Below are 18,703 nucleotides of genomic sequence, written 5' to 3'. Positions count from 1 at the left end.
TTGTATACACAAGATCGTCAGTACAAATTATTTAAGTAGTCTATTGCACAAAACTAGTGCAAAGACTAACTGCAAAATAGCTACTCGCTTTTAAATATAGAGCGATTTCCGATTTATCCATTGTCTATGAGCTTATTGCAAAACAGTTATTGATCATTTTGGTGCAACACCCACCTATTGTGGTGCATATTTTATTCTTAAATATTTAGAAAACCTGTGTGACTTAGGTAATTATTTCTGTTAAAACAAAGGTTCGCAGTTTTAAATTTATGTTAACTGCACACATAATAGGAATGAGGAGTCACTATGTGTTCAATTTTTGGTGTATTAGATATTAAATCTGATCCCACACAATTGCGTGGTCAAGCAATTGAGATGTCAAAACTTTTAAGACACCGCGGGCCTGATTGGTCTGGCGTATATTCGTCTGATAAAGCGATTTTAGTTCATGAACGCCTTGCTATTGTCGGTGTATCAAGTGGTGCCCAACCACTGTATAACCCTGAACGTACTAATATACTTGCTGTTAATGGTGAAATTTATAACCACAAAGAATTAGCTGCAAATCTAGAAACCGATTTTACTTTTCAAACGCAATCAGACTGTGAAGTCATATTGGCTTTATACAAGCAGAAAGGTCCTGAATTTTTAGACGACTTAAATGGTATTTTTGCGTTTTGTTTATACGACGAAGAGCAAGATGCCTACTTAATAGGCCGTGACCATATCGGTATTATTCCACTTTATACGGGTCATGATGAGCATGGTAACTTTTATGTAGCCTCAGAATTAAAAGCACTTTCGCCAATTTGTAAACACATTGAAGAGTTCCCTCCTGGGCACTTCTTATGGAGCAAAGATGGTCAATTACGAAAATACTACGCCCGCGATTGGCAAAGCTATGATGCAGTAAAAGACAACGATGCTAAAGTTAGTGATGTAAAACAAGGGTTAGAAGCGGCTGTTAAACGCCAATTAATGTGTGACGTTCCTTATGGTGTATTACTATCTGGTGGTTTAGATTCATCGGTTATTTCTGCTATAACGCAACGTTTTGCTGCAAAACGGATTGAAGATAACGACGAATCTGATGCATGGTGGCCAAAGCTTCATTCATTTTCGGTTGGGCTTGAAGGTTCACCTGACTTAGCTGCGGCACAAAAAGTAGCTGATATGATTGGCACGGTTCACCACCCTATTCACTTTACGATTCAAGAAGGTATTGATGCACTACGTGAAGTGATTTATCACATCGAAACGTATGACGTAACCACCATCCGCGCCTCAACGCCAATGTATTTAATGGCACGCCAAATCAAAGCCATGGGTATTAAAATGGTATTATCGGGTGAAGGTGCTGACGAATTATTTGGTGGTTATTTATACTTCCATAAAGCACCAAATGCGCAAGAGTTCCATGAAGAACTTAACCGTAAAGTGTCTAAGCTTCATATGTTTGACTGCTTACGTGCTAATAAATCGATGGCTGCATGGGGGGTTGAAGCACGTGTACCGTTCTTAGACAAAGAGTTTGTTGATGTCGCAATGCGTATCAACCCTGAAGCAAAAATGTGTAAAGACGTCAAAATCGAAAAACACATTATTCGTGAAGCATTCGACGGCTACCTACCAGATGAAGTACTGTGGCGTCAAAAAGAGCAATTTTCTGATGGCGTGGGTTATAACTGGATTGATACTTTAAAAGAGTATGTGAACGAGCAAGTAAGCGACCAAGATCTGGCTAATGCAAAATACAAATACCCAATTAATACGCCTGATTCTAAAGAAGCCTATTTCTATCGTAGTATTTTTGAAGAACACTTCCCAGGTGATGCCGCCGCTAAATGTGTTCCTCATGGAAAGTCTGTTGCATGTTCAACACCTGAAGCTCTAGCTTGGGATGAATCATTCCAAAACAATGCAGATCCTTCTGGTCGTGCTGCTGGCGTTCACAACGACGCGTATAAAAAATAAGCTTTTAATATGATGCTGCAAGTTCCGCTTGCAGCTATTTAATCAATGTAACAATCTAGCATCTCGAAAATTTCACTGTCATCAAATAATTACCTATCTACACCACAACTGTTTAAATTACATTCAAATGAGCTAAAAAACTGTATTTATTCGGATATTTAGGGACAAAAGCATTTACATTTGTGTACGACCTCCTACACTAAAGATTAATCATGGGCACTATTATGATTAGTATTCAAACTATTTTTAAATTTCGAACGTAAAAATACTGATATAGCTAATTTGTGTGCCTACCGGCCGTTTAGCTATCTGCTAAATAAAATTACAACAAGAGGTATTCATGAGCGAACATCATGACAAGTACAGTATCGACAATACAGATTACACTGTCGGTCAGGACAATGTACAAAAATGGGGCTTTGATGTGCATAACCCCGTGTTTGGTATTAGTGCAGGCTTAATTGCGCTATTTTTAGTGGCTACACTCATTTCTGACGCAGAAACCGCTAAATTAACCCTTAACGGCATTAAGAATGACATTATTAATAATTTTGATGGCTTTTTTATGTGGTCAGCAAACTTATTCGTATTGTTTTGCTTGGCGTTAATTGTGTCTCCTTACGGTAATATCCGCCTTGGTGGCAAAGAAGCGCGACCAACCCACTCTCGTATTTCATGGCTGGCAATGCTATTTGCTGCAGGTATGGGTATTGGCTTAATGTTTTGGGGTGTAGCTGAGCCCGTTGCCTATTTTACAGGCTGGTATGAAACACCACTCGGCGTTGAAGCTAACACGCCAGAAGCTGCCAAACTAGCAATGGGTGCAACTATGTTCCATTGGGGTTTACACCCTTGGGCAATTTACGCGGTGGTTTCACTTTCACTCGCATTCTTTTGTTATAACAAAGGCCTGCCGTTATCTATTCGCTCGATTTTTTACCCTATTTTAGGTGACAAAGCGTGGGGCTGGCCTGGTCACCTTATTGACATTCTGGCTGTGCTTGCAACCTTATTTGGTCTAGCGACCTCACTTGGTTTAGGTGCACAACAAGCGGCTGCTGGTATCAATCATGTATTTGGAACCGATGGCGGCATTGGCTTACAAATTGGCGTTATTGTTGGTGTGACTTTACTTGCTGTGATTTCTGTCGTTCGCGGTATCGACGGTGGTGTAAAACTACTTAGTAATGTAAACATGATTATCGCTTTTGTATTACTCGTGTTTGTTGCACTTGTTGGTTTTTCTGCAGCATTTGGCAACCTTTCTAATACAGTAATGGGTTATGTCGAAAACATTATTCCACTGAGTAACCCGCATGGCCGTGAAGATGAAACCTGGATGCACGGTTGGACTGTATTCTACTGGGCTTGGTGGATTTCATGGTCACCGTTTGTAGGTATGTTCATTGCGCGCGTATCTGAAGGACGTACAATTCGTGAGTTCTTAATTGCTGTATTACTCGTACCTACCGTTGTTACTATCTTCTGGATGTCAATTTATGGCGGTATCGCAATTGAGCAAGTGGTGGATAAAGTGGGTGTACTAGGAGAAAAAGGCTTAACCGATGTACCACTGGCTATGTTCCAAATGTTTGAAGCTTTACCTATGTCACAAGTGCTTTCATTCATTGCAATTGTGCTGGTACTCGTGTTCTTTATCACTTCGTCTGATTCAGGTTCACTCGTTATCGATTCGATTACCGCAGGCGGTAAGGTCGATGCGCCTGTGCCACAGCGCATTTTCTGGGCGACCATTGAAGGTGCAATTGCTGCTGCTCTAGTTTGGATTGGCGGCACGCAAGCTATCGAGGCATTACAAGCTGGCGCTGTATCGACTGGCTTACCTTTCACATTTGTATTGCTGCTTATGTGTGTGAGCTTGCTGCTTGGTTTAAAAACTGAGCCAAGAAACTAATCGATTAAACATGTAAAAAACGCCGCATCTGCGGCGTTTTTTGAATGAACTGTTCTATTAATACGTTTTCAGAATTGCTGCTTAATGTTTGTATACTTCCCCACCACCATCTCAGTCTCGTTAGTTTAAACAATCAATTCGCTTAATGGGGTATCGGGGCGATAATGATATGCGATTTGAGCTTGCAATAACTCTGCTGTCGCGATCGCATCATTGAGTGCATTATGATTTTGATAAACGGGTAGAGAGTAGCGAGATCGTGAATCAGCTAAACGCACAGAACCGAGCTTTGTATTTAATAATCGTCCTAATAGGCCTTGCTTTGCTTTGAGTGCTCTTCTCTCCAACTCAAGCGTGTCTATCACTGCAAATTCGAGACCTTCGCCTAATCGTGCTTTAAGCGCTTGAAATAGAAAGTGCCGTTCAATAGGCGCAAAATGCACAACAATCAGCTTGCCTTGCAAAGCATCAAGCAGCGGTTCCATAATCGATGTAAAGTCAGGAGCTTCGCTTACCTCTGAATGAGTTATGCCATGAATAACAATAGACTCTTCAGCGAGTTTTTGTCTTGGTTGCACGACCCAATGCTGACTATGTTTACAAAAAATACGCCTTACATTAAATGGCACTAACCCGACACTGACAATATCATCTTTATCAAAATTTAGACCGGTCGTCTCAAAGTCTAACGCAACCAATGGTACTTCACTAATCGGTAAGCTGCCATTTGATATAGTCGACTGGTAAAAATGTTTAATTAATGGATGCGTACTTTTTTCAGCTAACTGCTCATAACGCTTCGGCCAATCAATTTTTGAAGGGTGAACGGCCATTATTTCATTCCTGAATTGGCAGAGTAGCGAAATTTTAAGAAGTTTTGCGCTTTATCTAAAATAGCGAACGCCTCTTTTAAGTTTCGCTGCTCAAAAGGCGATAGCAAATGTGGCTCTAAATCGTTATCAGGTTCTTCATCGAGCATTTCAATTTGCCACGCTTGATGTCGAATGCGGATCATAGCGATATATTCAAGGGCATCTCGTAAGTCTTGCGCTTTGCCTTCGGGAAGAAGCTTTGCATCGATAATGTCTTCAAGACGCTCAAATGAATTTTGCTTTCGACTGCCAATTGCCAGTGCGTGTACACGTATAACATCAGACAAAGGTGCTGTCCCACGGCGTTTCAAATTCATAGAACGCTTGTGCTGACCATTGTGCTCTAAAACGAAATCTTTAAAAAAGCCTAGCGGTGGGGTTCGGTTACGCGCATTCGCTGCCATATTGGCTAAGAATCGTTTATTGCTACGCCCTTCTTTTGCAATAAAACGTTTTAATTCATCAGCCCACTTGGTTTTGCCGTAAACGCCGTCCAAATCAAAAAAGATTGAACTGTGTAATAAAGCTTGAGGCTTAGGCTCTGCTATCCAGCCTGCAAATTGTTCTTGCCATTGTTCTCGTGTTAAACGCCACTTTTTAAATGACGCCATAATTTCACCATCGCAGTACTTATAACCACACTCAGCCAAGCCATCACAGACAAAATCAGCTAGCTTTTGGAAATAATCATCGTGCATAGACTCATCAAAACTATTATCAAGAATAATGGCATTGTCTTGGTCGGTCACAATTAACTGCTCATCTCGCGCCATAGACCCTAATGCGATAAAACAATACGGAACAGGCGGTGGGCCAAATTGCTCTTCAGCTAAATCAAGCAAGCGCTGTTTAAATGTGCGCCCTATTACGGCCATTGCCGTGCCAATCATGTGTGAATTAGCATCTTCATTCACCATACGCACAAACACATTAGGAAGTTGCCTTGCATAATGTGCTAAATCTTCCACCGATTGCTGCGCTAAGATACCGCGCACTAATAACAAGCTACTTTGCGACTCGTAACGTAAAATATCGGATAATGAAATAACACCTATAGGCTTTTTCTTCACCACTATGGGAAGATGATGAATATTGTCTCTAAGCATGGCGAGAACAGCTTCAAATACATACGCATTGCTATCAAGGAGTAGTAAATCTGTTTGCATTATTTGCTGAGCATGTGACTCATAACTCAGCCCTTTAGCAATTACACTTGAGCGTAAGTCTCTGTCGGTAATGATCCCCACTACTTGACCGTCATCATCATCGGGGTCATCACTAATAGGTTTGTCTGCGTCAGTAACTAGAACAGAGGAAACCGACTCTTGTGTCATTACCTGCGCCACCATTTGAACTGTCGCATCTTTGGCAACCGTGACAACATCACGATGCAATAAAGATTTTACCTTAGCTGTGGTTAAATCGTTACTATCAGCTTGCTCAACGATTGCTTGATGTAAACGCACATTACCGTCGGCTTCAAAAAAATCCGCAAAGGCATCAAACTGGTCACAATACTGATTAAATAACTCTACATTGATACAATAAACAAGTGTGTCTTCAAGTGCTTTTGCTGGAAACCGAACTTTACGATTCATTAGCAAACCCATTTGCCCAAAAATACCGCCAATAGTTAAACGGTTATACAAGTCTCCGTCACGACGATACATTTCAACCGCACCGGTACGAATAACGTATAAATCAGCGATATCTTCGCCATAATTTAATATTTGTGTACCTGCGCGAAAATAAGCAATTTCAACTTGTGATGCGAGTTTATTAATGGCCTCATCAGGGAGATCATCAAAAGGAGCATGATCTTTCAAAAATTGGGCAATATCGATGTGTTCGGCTTGCATATGCGTACCTAGTTAGAAACTTTTTCTTGATTGTGAGCGTAATCGGCTATTTTTTCAAAGAAAAATAGCCGATTTTAATGAATTAAGCTTTTTCAAGCTCATCGGCAAGTAGTTTAGACTCATCCCCTCTTGGTTTAGTAAAGCGCGCTAAACCGAGGTAAATAACTGGAGTTAAATAAAGCGTAAATAACACTGCAAGGGCTAAACCTCCAAATACAACCCAGCCTATTGCATTTCGTGCTTCGGCTCCCGCCCCGGTTGAAAGAATGAGCGGTAAAGCACCCAGTAAAGTTGAAACCAATGTCATGGCAATAGGTCGTAAACGCACCAAAGCGGCTTCTTCGACTGCAACTCTAACAGAGCGGCCTTGATCCCGTAACTGGTCAGCAAACTCCACCAATAAAATCGCATTTTTAGCAATCAAACCAATTAACATCACAAGGCCTATTTGTGAGTAAATGTTCAATGAGGTACCCGTTAAATACAGGGCTAATATTGCCGATGTAATACCGAACGGTACGGTTATCATTACCACTATGGCACTATTAACGCTCTCAAACTGGGCTGCCAACACCAGTAACACAATTAAGAATGCTAAAACATAGGTTACCAGTACTTCATTGGCGGTTTCTTCAAAGGTAAGGGCTTCACCTTTAAACGCGAGACTAATACCACTTGGTAAACTTTGCTGAGAAATTTCACGAATTTTAGTTACCAGCTCAGCGATTGTCACATCCTCAGGTAACTCCATGCTTAGCTCAATAGCTCTTCGCTGTGCATGACGCTCAAGCTCTGCAGCAACCCCTTCTTCCGTAATAGTTGCGACGCTGCTAAGTGGCACCAGCTCCCCATCGCGCGTGCCAACATAGAGATTAGCTAAATCGCCAGGGTTCGTTATTGTTTGGTTTTGAGCTTGCAGCATAATTGGGATTGATTGATCACCAATGTTTAAATCGGCGATATCATCACCATTGATTGCCGCTCGAAGCGTCACTGATATATCACTGAGCGATACCCCTAGCTCTTCAGCGCGGCGCCTATCAATATTAACCCGCAATTGTGGCTGCGATGGCTGATACGAAATACGCACAGGGGCAACAGCTGGCATCGCTTTTTCAATTTCAGCAGAGAAGTCTTGTGCGGCTTTAAATATCTCTAAATAGTCTTGGCCAAGTAGTGCAAGCTCGATTCCCCCACCTTGACCACGTAAGTTCAAGCTATTTGAGCCACCAGGATAACCCGCAGCTCCTGGAATATTACCTAATGGTTCGCGAATTTTATCAATAATCTCTTGCTGACTAAAATGACGTTCATCCCAATGCTTTAACGGTACTGTAATGAATACGATGTTAGGATCCCACTGCCCAACCACAGTGTAAATTGACTCAATTTCTCCGCTTTCAACATAAGGTAATAAAATATCTTCCATTTGCACGGCTTGCCTATCCATAAAATTAAGGCCAACCCCATCTGGGCCACGGGCAAAAATCCGAATTTTGCCGCGATCTTCTGTTGGTAATAACTCATTATCTAAATTGAAATAAAGTGCACCAGAGCCTGCAGCAACCAATAAACACGCAAAAAATGTTAACCACGCATGTTCAAGCACACCATGAATAGAGCGTTTATAAATCGCTGCTAAACCATGTCCCAATTTAGCGAAAGGATGAAAACCACCTTGCTTTAATTTCAGCTTAGAGGTCAATGCTGGTACTAATGAAAGGGCTACAAAGCTGGAAATAATCACTGCACCGGCTAGTACCCCACCAAATTCTCTAAACAGTCGCCCTGCTGTTGAAGGTAAAAAGGCGATAGGCACAAATACTGCTGCAAGTACTGCGGTCGTTGCCACTACTGCAAAAAAAACTTCACGGGTGCCAATAACCGCTGCTGCACGTCTGCCCAACCCTAAACCACGCTGACGCTGTATGTTTTCACTCACCACAATCGCATCATCAACAATTAGGCCTGTTGCTAACACTAACGCCAGTAAAGTTAAAATATTAATCGAAAAACCAAGTGCCCAAATAAGCGCGAGCGATCCAATTAATGCCACAGGTATTGCAAAGGCAGGAACAAGGGTTGCTCGCCATGAGCCAATAAACACCCACAGCGTAATCACCACCAGCAACACTGTCAGTAATAAAGAGTTGATAACTTCATCAACGGAGCTTCTAATAAACTGTGCGTCATCAGAGGTAAGCGTAAACTCCATTTCAGGAAAACGTTCGCGCATTCTTTCAATTAAGCTAAGAACTTCATCAGATATTTCGATAGTATTTGACTGTGCTTGGCGAATAATTTCCATACCAATCACAGGCGTGCCATTGAGTCTTACGAATGAACGTGGATCTGCAGGGCCAAAATACACCGCAGCGACATCACCAATTCGAGTATCATCACGAACAATAATATCGGCTACCTGCTCAGCAGAAATAGATGTTGCATCGGCACGCACGATCACTTGTTGATCGCTCGACTTTAAACTTCCCGCTGGTACGTCAAAAGGCGCTTGGCGAAGCACGTTAGCAATATCAGGTACAGTTAGATTAAAGCTACTCAGTTTAAGTGGGTCTATTCGAACACGTAATACACGTTCGCGGTCGCCGTTTAAGCGTACATCAGCAACCCCTGGAATAGTTAAAAACTGCGGTGCTAAATCGACATCAACGCGCTCTGTTAACGCCTCAAGTGACAAGCTTTCGCTTGATACCGTTAACGATACAACCGCTTCGGCATCGTTATCGGCTTTTATTATAGATACACGTTCAACTTCCTCAGGTAGTTCACGCTGAACACGCGCGACTGATTCTCGAGTTTCATTTGCTGCATCGTCTAAATTTATGCCAGGTCGAAACTCAACCACAATACGAGCGTTATTCTCTTCACTTTGAGCGCGAATAGTCTTAACGCCACTTACCCTTGCTACAGCTCCTTCAAGCTTACTGGTTACTTCGGTATCTACAGTTTCGGGTGAGCCACCAGGAAATGAGGCTGAAACAGTAATTCGAGGTCTATCCACGTCAGGTAATTCACGAACTTCAACACCTGCTATCGCTGCAATACCAGCAATGATGATCAACAAATTCAGCACCACAATTAATACTGGCCGACGTATTGCCATTGATGGTAAATCTTCCATCATAGGTTGCTGTTTCATTATTGCTCCTTGGCTAGTTTAATATCATTAATATGAACTAACTCTTGGCCAGGACGTAAACGCTGAACACCTTCTGTTACGAGTAAATCACCTTGTTTTAATCCACCGGACACGAGTAAACGCCCTGCTAATCGCTGTTCAATTTTGACATCAACACGGGTTGCTTTATTATCAGCGCTTTTCCACACATAAGGACCAGCAGCGCCCCACATCATGGCAGCTTCAGGTACTACAGCGAAATCATCACCAAGTATATTTATATGGACTCGAAAGCTCATCCCCGGCATAAACTGCTTGGATGAGTTATCAAGTTTTGCTTTCGTTCTTAAAGTGCGCGTTTGTCCATTTATACGCGAATCTAATTGTGCAATTTTTGCCTCGTAAGCTTTCTCGCTAAGCCAAGGAGTCACTTCCACACTGCCTTTGTTACGCAATACATTAACAGCGGCCTCTGGCGCATTAAAGTTAATATAAAGCTCAGTAGTGTCATCAATTGTTGCAATAGCTGTTTGGGTGGTGATCCTATCGCCTACTTCAACATCGGTAAGGCCCATCACGCCACTAAATGGGGCACGCACTTGACGGTCTTCTAATTCAGTTTCAGCCTGAGTTAACTTAACTTTAGCCAGTTCAAATAAGGTTTTAGCATCATCTAGATCACTTTGTGGAACAGCACCTCTGGCATGACTTTCAACTAATCGCTTCATAGTGCGCTCAGTATCTTGTAATGTAATTCGAGCTTCTGTAAGGGCTGCTTTTTGACGGCGAGAATCTAACTCGAGTAACAATTCACCTTTTTCGACATTATCTCCTGGTTTGAAATGTACATGGGTGACTCTATCCCCGACAGCAGGATAAAGTGTTACTGAATGAATTGCCTCAGCGTTACCAACCGCTTTTATTTGCTGTTTTGTTTGTTCTAATGTAACGGGTTGTACGACAACATTTGCTGCATGCGCTACTGTTATAAAGCTAATACAGGCTAAAAATGTCCATGATTGAAATCTGCCAAGCTTCAAAATTTCACCTAAATAAGAATCGTTTTAATTGTTACGAAGTGTAACAGCTTTGTGATCAATAAGAAGATATGTTCGATTAATAGCAGTTCAGTGCGGCTAATGTCATTATAAAGACTGGTTAGGCTTATTAATCAAGGGCTGCAAGCAAAATATTATTAGCTAATTGATATAGCGCTGGTACTGAGTAAAGAGTAATAATGAGAAGTGAGTAGTATGGCAATGGCTACTCACTTTTTAAATAAATCGAGCGACTAGATGTTTACCTTGGTAACTGTTAAAACCTAAACATAAGCGATGCCACGATTGTTTGTGTTGAGATATCGGCTATGTCTGTTTTTTCATAGTCGATTGAAACCGCTACGTTATCACTAAAACCATAGCCAACACCAAAGCCCGTTAACAAGGATACTCCTGTATCACTTTTTTCAACCACGCTATAAGATTCTGCTGATTCTTGTAAGTAGCTAAAATCATTGTCCCAGACGTACGCACCAGCGTGTACTCTTAGGAAAAAACTCCCCGTAATTGGGTAAGTGGCAATAATTCGTGTATCAAAGGAAAGTGTTTTAAAATCTCCTTCGTACACAGTTTCCTTAGTCGGTTCATTTTTATTATTGACCGTATCACGATAAATATTAAAGTTTGCCTCCCCAGGTAAACCGAGCCCCACTTCAACGGCAAAAAATTGGTTAAACTGATAACCATAAAAACCCCTAAAGCCTTTACCTGACTGCTCATCACTGTAATTTAGTGGTGCGAAGGAATCTTGCTCTATCGAAGGGATAAAATTAATATCGTAATTATTATTTTGTAGCGCCAAACCAAAGTAGCTGAATTCATTATTAGAATTGGCATGCGACAGTAACGGCATTAGGCATAGTGCCGCTGTTGTAAGCTTAAGTTTCATAGATATCCTTCTCTTTTTGTTCCAACATTTTTAAATAACTAGCCAAGCTAATAAGATATATTCAGCGAATTAAAAGCTCTGTATAAAATATTTGAAAATTAGTTGGTTGTATAAAATTTTTCAAAAGCGGCGCTAATGTACACCACTAAGGAACAACATTAAAGTTTTCACTATTATTAAACGCAAAAAACCCCAGACAATGCTGGGGTTTCTATCAATTCATAAAGCTAAAAATTACTGTTGGCGCTGTGCTTCTTTTTGCGCTTTTTTCGCTTCTTTGCGCTTACGAAGTACTTCTTGCGCTTCGTTACCGATGTGACCTTCGCCACGCGCTTGTGCTAATTCAATTTGCTTTTGGCGCTCGGCAAAACGAGCACGTTGCTCTTCTGTTAGGCTGTCGTGACAGTGATGGCACGAAACACCTTCCATGTATTCAGGCTTTTGCTTTTCTTCTTCAGTGATTGGCATACGACACGCGTGACATTGGTCGTAAGAACCTTTTTGTAAATCGTGATTTACCGCAACACGGTTATCGAAAACAAAACACTCACCTTCCCACATGGTTTCTTCTTTTGGCACTTCTTCTAAGTACTTAAGAATACCGCCTTCTAGGTGGAACACTTCGTCAAAACCTTGCTCTTTCATATACGCAGTTGATTTTTCACAGCGGATACCACCGGTACAGAACATAGCGACTTTTTTGTGCTTTTCAGGGTCTAGGTTTTCTTTCGCCCACGCAGGGAATTCACGGAATGTTTTGGTGTTTGGATCAACCGCATTTTGAAAAGTACCGATCTCGATTTCGTAATCATTTCGCGTATCGATAAGAATCACTTCAGGGTCTGAAATTAACGCATTCCAATCCGCTGGCTTTACGTATGTACCCACTACTTCACGCGGGTCGATACCTTCAACACCCATAGTGACGATTTCTTTTTTCAGCTTTACCTTAGTACGGTAGAACGGGCATTCGTCATCGTATGACTCTTTAGTCACAATGTTGTCTAGGTTTGGTTGTGAATCTAACCATGCAAGTAGGTTATCGATACCTTCACGTTTAGCAGAAACAGTACCGTTAATACCTTCGGCCGCAAGTAACAAAGTACCGCGTACTTCATTGTCTTCCATTACTTTAAGTAGTGGTTGGCGAATCGCTTCAAAATTAGGAAGGGCTACAAATTTGTAAAGTGCGCAAACAACAAAGTGCTCGCTAGTTACATTGTCTTTATGAACAGCAGTCATGGTGTTACCTTTTGCTTTAAATGCCCATGTGGGGCGTTAACCGAATCGCAAATCCGGCGCATTGAGGGCGCGTATTTTACGCGAATTAGCGATAATTGCAAAAACTGATGCGAAATAGCTGTGTTTTTACTGTCTCCAAGTGAGGCAAGTGCGTTATAATGAACAGGATTTACAAATTTTGCTCATCGGAGATTACGCATTGCATTTTACTGAACTTGGGATTGATACACGCCTCGAAAAACAACTTGCGCATCAAGGCATCACCCAGCCCACTGACATTCAAGCTCACGCGGTACCAACAGCTATCGCAGGCCATGATATTTTTGCACAGTCAAAAACAGGATCGGGCAAAACGCTGGCGTTTTTATTACCTGCTGTACAACGTGTAATGAAACAAAAAGCACTCAGTAAACGCGACCCTCGCGTTTTAATCGTTGCGCCTACCCGCGAATTAGCAACCCAGGTATACAGCCAATTAAGGTTATTAATTGCTGGCACAAATTTTAGTGCCGTAAAAGTACTGGGTGGTGAAAACTTTAATGACCAAATTAAAGCACTTCGTAAAGACCCACATTTTGTGGTGGCAACTCCGGGGCGTTTAGCTGACCATTTAAGTCAACGCTCATTACAGCTTTCAGGCTTAGAGCTTTTAATTTTTGATGAAGCTGACCGTATTTTAGATTTAGGCTTTACCGAGCAAGTTAAAATGATCAACGAGCTTGCTGATCACCGTTTACGCCAAACGTTATTGTTTTCAGCAACCCTTGACCATGCACAGGTTGATGCCCTGTCACGTAACTTATTACGTTCACCAAAACAAATTTTATTAAGTGCTTCTAACGAGCAACATAGTGACATTACTCAGCAGCTTTATTTAGCTGATCACTTAGACCACAAAGAAGCCCTACTTGAGCACTTTGTAAAACAAGACAATGTTGGCCAATGCATTATTTTCACCGCAACACGTGCAGATACTCAGCGTTTAAGCCAACTGTTAAACGATAAAGGTTTTAAAGCACAAGCACTCGCCGGTGACTTAACACAGGCTAAGCGCCTTGAAATCATGGACGCCTTTAGCCGTGAAAACTTTAAAATCTTAATTACCACCGATGTTGCATCACGTGGTCTTGATTTATTAAGCGTGACTCACGTTATTAACTTTGACCTACCAAAACATGCTGAAGAGTATGTGCACCGTATTGGTCGTACTGGTCGCGCAGGCTTTAAAGGCACTGCTATTTCGTTAGTAGGCCCGAAAGATTGGCCAAGCTACAAAGCAATTAAAGCATTTTTAAATGATGAATTAAGCTTTTTCACCGTTGACGGCCTTGTTGGTAAATTTAAAGGTCTGCGTGAGAAAAAACCAAACACAGTTTGGAAAAAAGCAGAGAAAAAAGTGGCTGCAAAACCTGCAAAGCCAAAACGCAAAGCAGCCCCTAAAAAGCCAAAAGCCCCTATTCAAGCACCAATTGATGTAGATGGTTTTGCTCCAATGCGCCGTAAGAAAAAGCCAGAACAGGAATAACAATGAGTATTTTAGGAACCACACAAACCCTTTTCGTTAACGAAATGTCTAACGAAGGTGCTTATTTAGATGGCCGTGATTTAGGCGAAGTATTCTTACCAAGCAAAGAAATTGATTACGAACTAGAAGCTGGCGACAGCGTGCAAGTATTCATTTACTTAGATCACGCAGGTCACCCAACCGGCACCACAAAGAAACCATTGGCTGAAGTGGGCGAATTTGCCCTACTACGTGTTAAAGCAATTAATAGCACCGGTGCGTTTATGGATTGGGGCCTCGAAAAAGACGTACTTGCGCCATACAACGAACAAAAGCCAAAAATGAAAGACGGCTTTTCGTATCTTGTACGTTTATATCTCGATAACGCCAGCCAACGTATTTGTGCATCAAGCAACTTTAATAAGTTTTTATCAAAAGATGAACCAACTTACTCTGTAATGGAAGAAGTTGACTTAATCGTTGCCGGTAAAACAGACCTTGGCTACAAAGTACTTGTAAACGAAGCCCACATTGGTGTGGTTTATTACAACACCGTATTTAAAAAGCTATTTGTTGGCCAGCGCTTAAAAGGCTTTATTCAAAAAGTACGTGAAGATGGCAAAATCGACGTACTACTTGAAAAGCCAGGCATGGGCAAAGTAAACGACCTAGGCGAAAAAATCCTAGACAAATTAAAAGCCGAAGGAGGCGTACTTCACTTAGGTGATAAATCAGACCCTGAAGCAATTAAAAAGACGTTTTCGACCAGTAAAGCAAACTACAAAAAAGCCATTGGCGGTTTGTTTAAGCAAGGTTTGATTGATATTGAAGCGACGTCGATAAGATTGAAGTAAGTTGCGAGATAACAAGATAGTGAATTATTTGAAAGAGTAAGGTGAAAGCTTTACTCTTTTTTTATTCTTAGTAGTTTTATAGTTTTAACGTACGGGTGCCATAAATTTTCTAACGCTATTTTGAGAATTTTTCATTTAGAAGTGAAAGTCAGTATTGTTCCATAAGCAGCCTTTCCGGATTAACTCATCTCTGCCCCAAAGTGTGTTAACGTAAATACTCTAATGGCGGTTTTGAGCGAAAACCAGTCATTGAGATTGGATTAATATAATAGTCAATTGAGTGGTCAAACTACGCTTTGCGCATATATTCATGAAAATGAGCGACGCGCGCATATTGTTCTATTTAACTTTTCTTTGAAGTTTAAGAAAACTTAGTAATAGTAATACCTTAGGTTATTTGTTAAAACTATATAATGTGGAAAAATGAGCGTAGCGTCGGCAGAAATATACGCGATGAGCGCATTATTAAAATGTTATGCCTCTCAGGGAGTGTTATGGAATTAGATGCATATAAAGAACATGTCGTTAGACATGAAATAGGCCATTGGTACGTCGCAAAAGTACTTGGTTTTGATGTAGGTGAAATAAGAATCTATCTCAAAAAGATGGCGCAGTACGAATCACACGAAGCACATGCTCATATAAATATACACCCTTCATTAAACAAAAAAGAAGATATATCAGAGTATCTTGTACGTAGGGTGAGTGTACTTTGGGCTGGAGTCATATTTCAAAGTGTCTCAGATAAACGTTCGGTTGAAAAAATACTAGAGACTGATTGCATCAGTGATCACAGTAAACTCCGAGAACTATGTTATATCCTTAGAGGGATCAGGTTTTCCACCGATACCAAGATAGAAAACGAACTAGACCAAATAAATGCTATATATGACGAAACATGGGAAAAGGCTAAAGATATCTATAACTCAAATGAAGCCGAGATTGAACGCTTAGTTAAAAAAGTATGCTCCGAAATAAAGGAGTGGAATAGAAACTATGAGTTCAATGCACTTCGTTTACAACGGTGGTTATCTGAAGATAGTTCGGTAGAAGCATAACAAGTGCAGACTATCGGAAAAATTACTCGCTGCGCTCGCAATTTTCCGCAGCTGCAAGCGTTAGCTGTTTTGGAGTATTCCCTTGGAGTGGTTGAAAAAATACAAGGATTTTGATTCCCCTAAGAAACGAGTTAAATTTTTTAGAAGTCACGTTATCGATATGCATCAAAGTGACATGTTGTTTTCTGGCGGTTTAGATCCATTTATCTTACATGAAATAGAAAGTAGCTTTAAACAAGGTAACTTTGTTGCATGTATTCTACTCTGCCAATTGGCAGCAGAGCACTGCTTAGCAAACACGTTCCTCTTAACAGAGCACGAATCAATTTGTACAAAAGGTTTTGCTAAACTTATTTCAAAAGCTAGTGAGCTTGGTGTTGTTGATAATGATATGGAAGAACAGTTAACAGAATTACGCTTAATGCGTAATCCTTACGTTCACCCTAGATTTGGTGACGGGAAAGGTACTATTATTCGAAGAGTTTTAGATCAAAAATTAGATTACAATGAATTGCCTGTAGCTGATGGAATTAGAGCTATTAATATCTTTGGAAATTATTTAAACAAAAACAGCTAACAAGCAAATTAACAGGACAAAAAACAGTTGGTTTTGCTCCTGCGTCGCTATTTTAACTAACTTTTTTTGTCCATTATTTGGGCGTTATGCCTATATATTAAGGAGTTAATTGTTTGACATTAATTGAGCTAGTTAATAAATTTAGAACTGCACTTGAAAATATGAATCCTTTAGATTTTGCAGGAACATCTTTAAGTGTAAGTAAGTTTCCTGATGCGAGTTGTGATGATGCCTCATTATTATTAGCTGCTTTTTTGGTTGATAACGGTTATCCAAACTCCTACGTAATAAGGGGGAGTTCTGGTGGGAATAATAGTGAGCTTCAGTCTCATGTTTGGCTTGAATTAAACGGGATTCAAATTGACATCACAGCTGATCAGTTCAATAAATATGGTTATAATAACGATGCAATTATCCTTGAATCAGATAATCAGTTTTTAAAAACTTTTGAATCCATCAATGATGGTGAAGGTGACTTTAGATCATTCGTACTTAAATACAATGATGCTGGTTTAATGAGTCATTTCGAAGAGTGCTATCAAAGTATAATTGAGGCCGTAGCGTAAAAGGCATAACAAGGCTATGAAGAGGACAGCTTCTCCGTTGCTTAATTTTGTGGTAAAAAAGACTACCACAAAATAATCAACTACAAAGCTGCCATTTATGGCGGACGTTATGTGTCAGAGTGAGGATATGGAAGAGTCTAGTACTATCAGGGCATTTAAAACCGAATTAATAAAAACTATGCCTTACTTCCCAAACACAAAGGAAGTAAAAGAGGAGCTTCAAGCGCAATCTCTATGCTCGGTATTATTTCATTATCTTCATTGGGCATCGAGGTTAATTCCTGTTCGCCCTCGTAGCGCAACCGTTGAACCTTATTTATTAATGGACACTCGATGGGAAGATCATGAAGCAGATGTCTTAAGCTTATTAAAAAAAGTTAAATTAGGTGAAGATTTAACAGGTCATTTATCTAATAAAGTAATGTCTAAAGGTTATACACCAAAAGAGAATATTCTTGCTAAAAACGATTCTTGGGCTGACAAAGACCAGTTATTAAATACCAAAGGCTTTCATCACTTTCATCTTAAAGCAGGGAAAGGAAGTAAAGGTAATGTTGTGCTATTTGCACAAGTATCAAGGGAAACCTTTAAAGCAGTGGCGTTGTTCGATCATTCAGTGTTTGACCATAGCAGCAATGAGATGTCTCATGAACGTAAAAGAATGTGGGCAATATTTGACGACATGGTGTCACGAGAAATCGCGCCAAATACAGCATATATGTCTAATCCAATAACAATGTCTGGCCACCCTATTCATATTCATTCGATGACTCAGCAATATTGGCATGTGATTAAGCAAGTGGATGTTGAACTCTCTAGCAAGGAATTTGCAAAGAATATCTATGCAGATACGGATTATTCAATTCCTAAAAAAACCAAATTTAGATGGCTACTTAATGGACTTGACCTTGGGGTGCTTGAAGTAAAAAGTAAACATTTTTTTATTTATAGATATGGCCATATATAGACACATAACAAGTGAATAAGGTTACGACCGTCCGCTCATGGCACTTTTGCGAAGTTCGGCTGTGAGCGATAACCGCATAGTTAAAATTTAAATGTCTGAAGTCAAGATTTGACCCGTTTGGCTAATTGGTGTGAATACATTTCGACTGAGTAACAGCTCTAACGAGGTTTGGGGCAGAAACGAGTTACAACTGATAACACTAAGCCGAACTTCGGCAAAGAGCGAAAAC

14 protein-coding genes are annotated in these 18,703 nt (G+C 40.6%); 8 read left to right on the top strand and 6 right to left on the bottom strand.

Annotated features, from left to right (window positions below):
- Positions 1-306 precede the first annotated feature (306 nt).
- Complete coding sequence (gene asnB, locus L0Z67_RS08205; RefSeq protein ID WP_405128684.1) at positions 307-1,974, top strand: asparagine synthase B; 1,668 nt, start codon at positions 307-309, stop codon at positions 1,972-1,974.
- A gap of 340 nt (positions 1,975-2,314) precedes the next feature.
- Positions 2,315-3,889, top strand: coding sequence for a BCCT family transporter (locus tag L0Z67_RS08200; protein ID WP_062569041.1), 1,575 nt, complete (start codon positions 2,315-2,317; stop codon positions 3,887-3,889).
- A gap of 125 nt (positions 3,890-4,014) precedes the next feature.
- Here L0Z67_RS08200 and L0Z67_RS08195 read toward each other — a convergent pair whose 3' ends face one another.
- The 6 genes from L0Z67_RS08195 to L0Z67_RS08170 all read right to left on the bottom strand — a co-directional run bounded on the left by L0Z67_RS08195 (position 4,015) and on the right by L0Z67_RS08170 (position 12,948).
- Complete coding sequence (locus L0Z67_RS08195) at positions 4,015-4,722, bottom strand: 3'-5' exonuclease (protein ID WP_405128683.1); 708 nt, start codon at positions 4,720-4,722, stop codon at positions 4,015-4,017.
- Positions 4,722-6,620, bottom strand: a complete 1,899-nt coding sequence (locus tag L0Z67_RS08190; protein WP_193988782.1) for a DUF294 nucleotidyltransferase-like domain-containing protein — start codon at positions 6,618-6,620, stop codon at positions 4,722-4,724. The genes L0Z67_RS08195 and L0Z67_RS08190 overlap by 1 nt, the downstream gene beginning before the upstream one ends.
- Positions 6,621-6,702: 82 nt before the next feature.
- Positions 6,703-9,780: an efflux RND transporter permease subunit gene (locus L0Z67_RS08185; protein WP_405128682.1), complete on the bottom strand. Its 3,078-nt coding sequence runs from the start codon at positions 9,778-9,780 to the stop codon at positions 6,703-6,705.
- A complete protein-coding gene (locus L0Z67_RS08180; protein ID WP_405128714.1) occupies positions 9,780-10,757 on the bottom strand; it encodes an efflux RND transporter periplasmic adaptor subunit in 978 nt (325 codons plus the stop codon). The genes L0Z67_RS08185 and L0Z67_RS08180 overlap by 1 nt, the downstream gene beginning before the upstream one ends.
- A gap of 316 nt (positions 10,758-11,073) precedes the next feature.
- Entirely contained in the window at positions 11,074-11,706 is a 633-nt protein-coding gene (locus L0Z67_RS08175; protein ID WP_405128681.1) for an outer membrane beta-barrel protein, read from the bottom strand.
- 234 nt (positions 11,707-11,940) lie between these two features.
- Positions 11,941-12,948, bottom strand: a complete 1,008-nt coding sequence (locus tag L0Z67_RS08170; RefSeq protein WP_062569036.1) for a rhodanese-related sulfurtransferase — start codon at positions 12,946-12,948, stop codon at positions 11,941-11,943.
- 199 nt (positions 12,949-13,147) lie between these two features.
- Here L0Z67_RS08170 and L0Z67_RS08165 point away from each other — a divergent pair, with 199 nt between their 5' ends.
- The 6 genes from L0Z67_RS08165 to L0Z67_RS08140 all read left to right on the top strand — a co-directional run bounded on the left by L0Z67_RS08165 (position 13,148) and on the right by L0Z67_RS08140 (position 18,474).
- Positions 13,148-14,473 carry a DEAD/DEAH box helicase gene (locus tag L0Z67_RS08165; protein WP_405128713.1) on the top strand — a complete coding sequence of 442 codons (1,326 nt, stop codon included), beginning with the start codon at positions 13,148-13,150 and terminating at the stop codon, positions 14,471-14,473.
- A 2-nt stretch (positions 14,474-14,475) separates the two neighbouring features.
- Positions 14,476-15,306, top strand: coding sequence for a S1 RNA-binding domain-containing protein (locus L0Z67_RS08160; protein WP_405128680.1), 831 nt, complete (start codon positions 14,476-14,478; stop codon positions 15,304-15,306).
- Positions 15,307-15,800: 494 nt separating this feature from the next.
- Positions 15,801-16,364: a hypothetical protein gene (locus L0Z67_RS08155; RefSeq protein ID WP_405128679.1), complete on the top strand. Its 564-nt coding sequence runs from the start codon at positions 15,801-15,803 to the stop codon at positions 16,362-16,364.
- 82 nt (positions 16,365-16,446) lie between these two features.
- Complete coding sequence (locus L0Z67_RS08150; protein ID WP_405128678.1) at positions 16,447-16,941, top strand: HEPN domain-containing protein; 495 nt, start codon at positions 16,447-16,449, stop codon at positions 16,939-16,941.
- 113 nt (positions 16,942-17,054) lie between these two features.
- The gene (locus L0Z67_RS08145) at positions 17,055-17,507 is read left to right on the top strand and encodes a hypothetical protein (RefSeq protein ID WP_405128677.1); all 453 of its coding nucleotides are present in this window, start codon (positions 17,055-17,057) and stop codon (positions 17,505-17,507) included.
- A gap of 127 nt (positions 17,508-17,634) precedes the next feature.
- Positions 17,635-18,474, top strand: coding sequence for a hypothetical protein (locus tag L0Z67_RS08140; protein WP_405128676.1), 840 nt, complete (start codon positions 17,635-17,637; stop codon positions 18,472-18,474).
- Positions 18,475-18,703 lie beyond the last annotated feature (229 nt).

It is taken from the genome of Pseudoalteromonas sp. PB2-1, assembly GCF_045040605.1.
Lineage (GTDB): Bacteria > Pseudomonadota > Gammaproteobacteria > Enterobacterales > Alteromonadaceae > Pseudoalteromonas > Pseudoalteromonas arabiensis.
The sequence above is the reverse complement of the archived record's forward strand: the minus strand, read 5'-3'. Positions and strand labels throughout refer to the sequence as shown.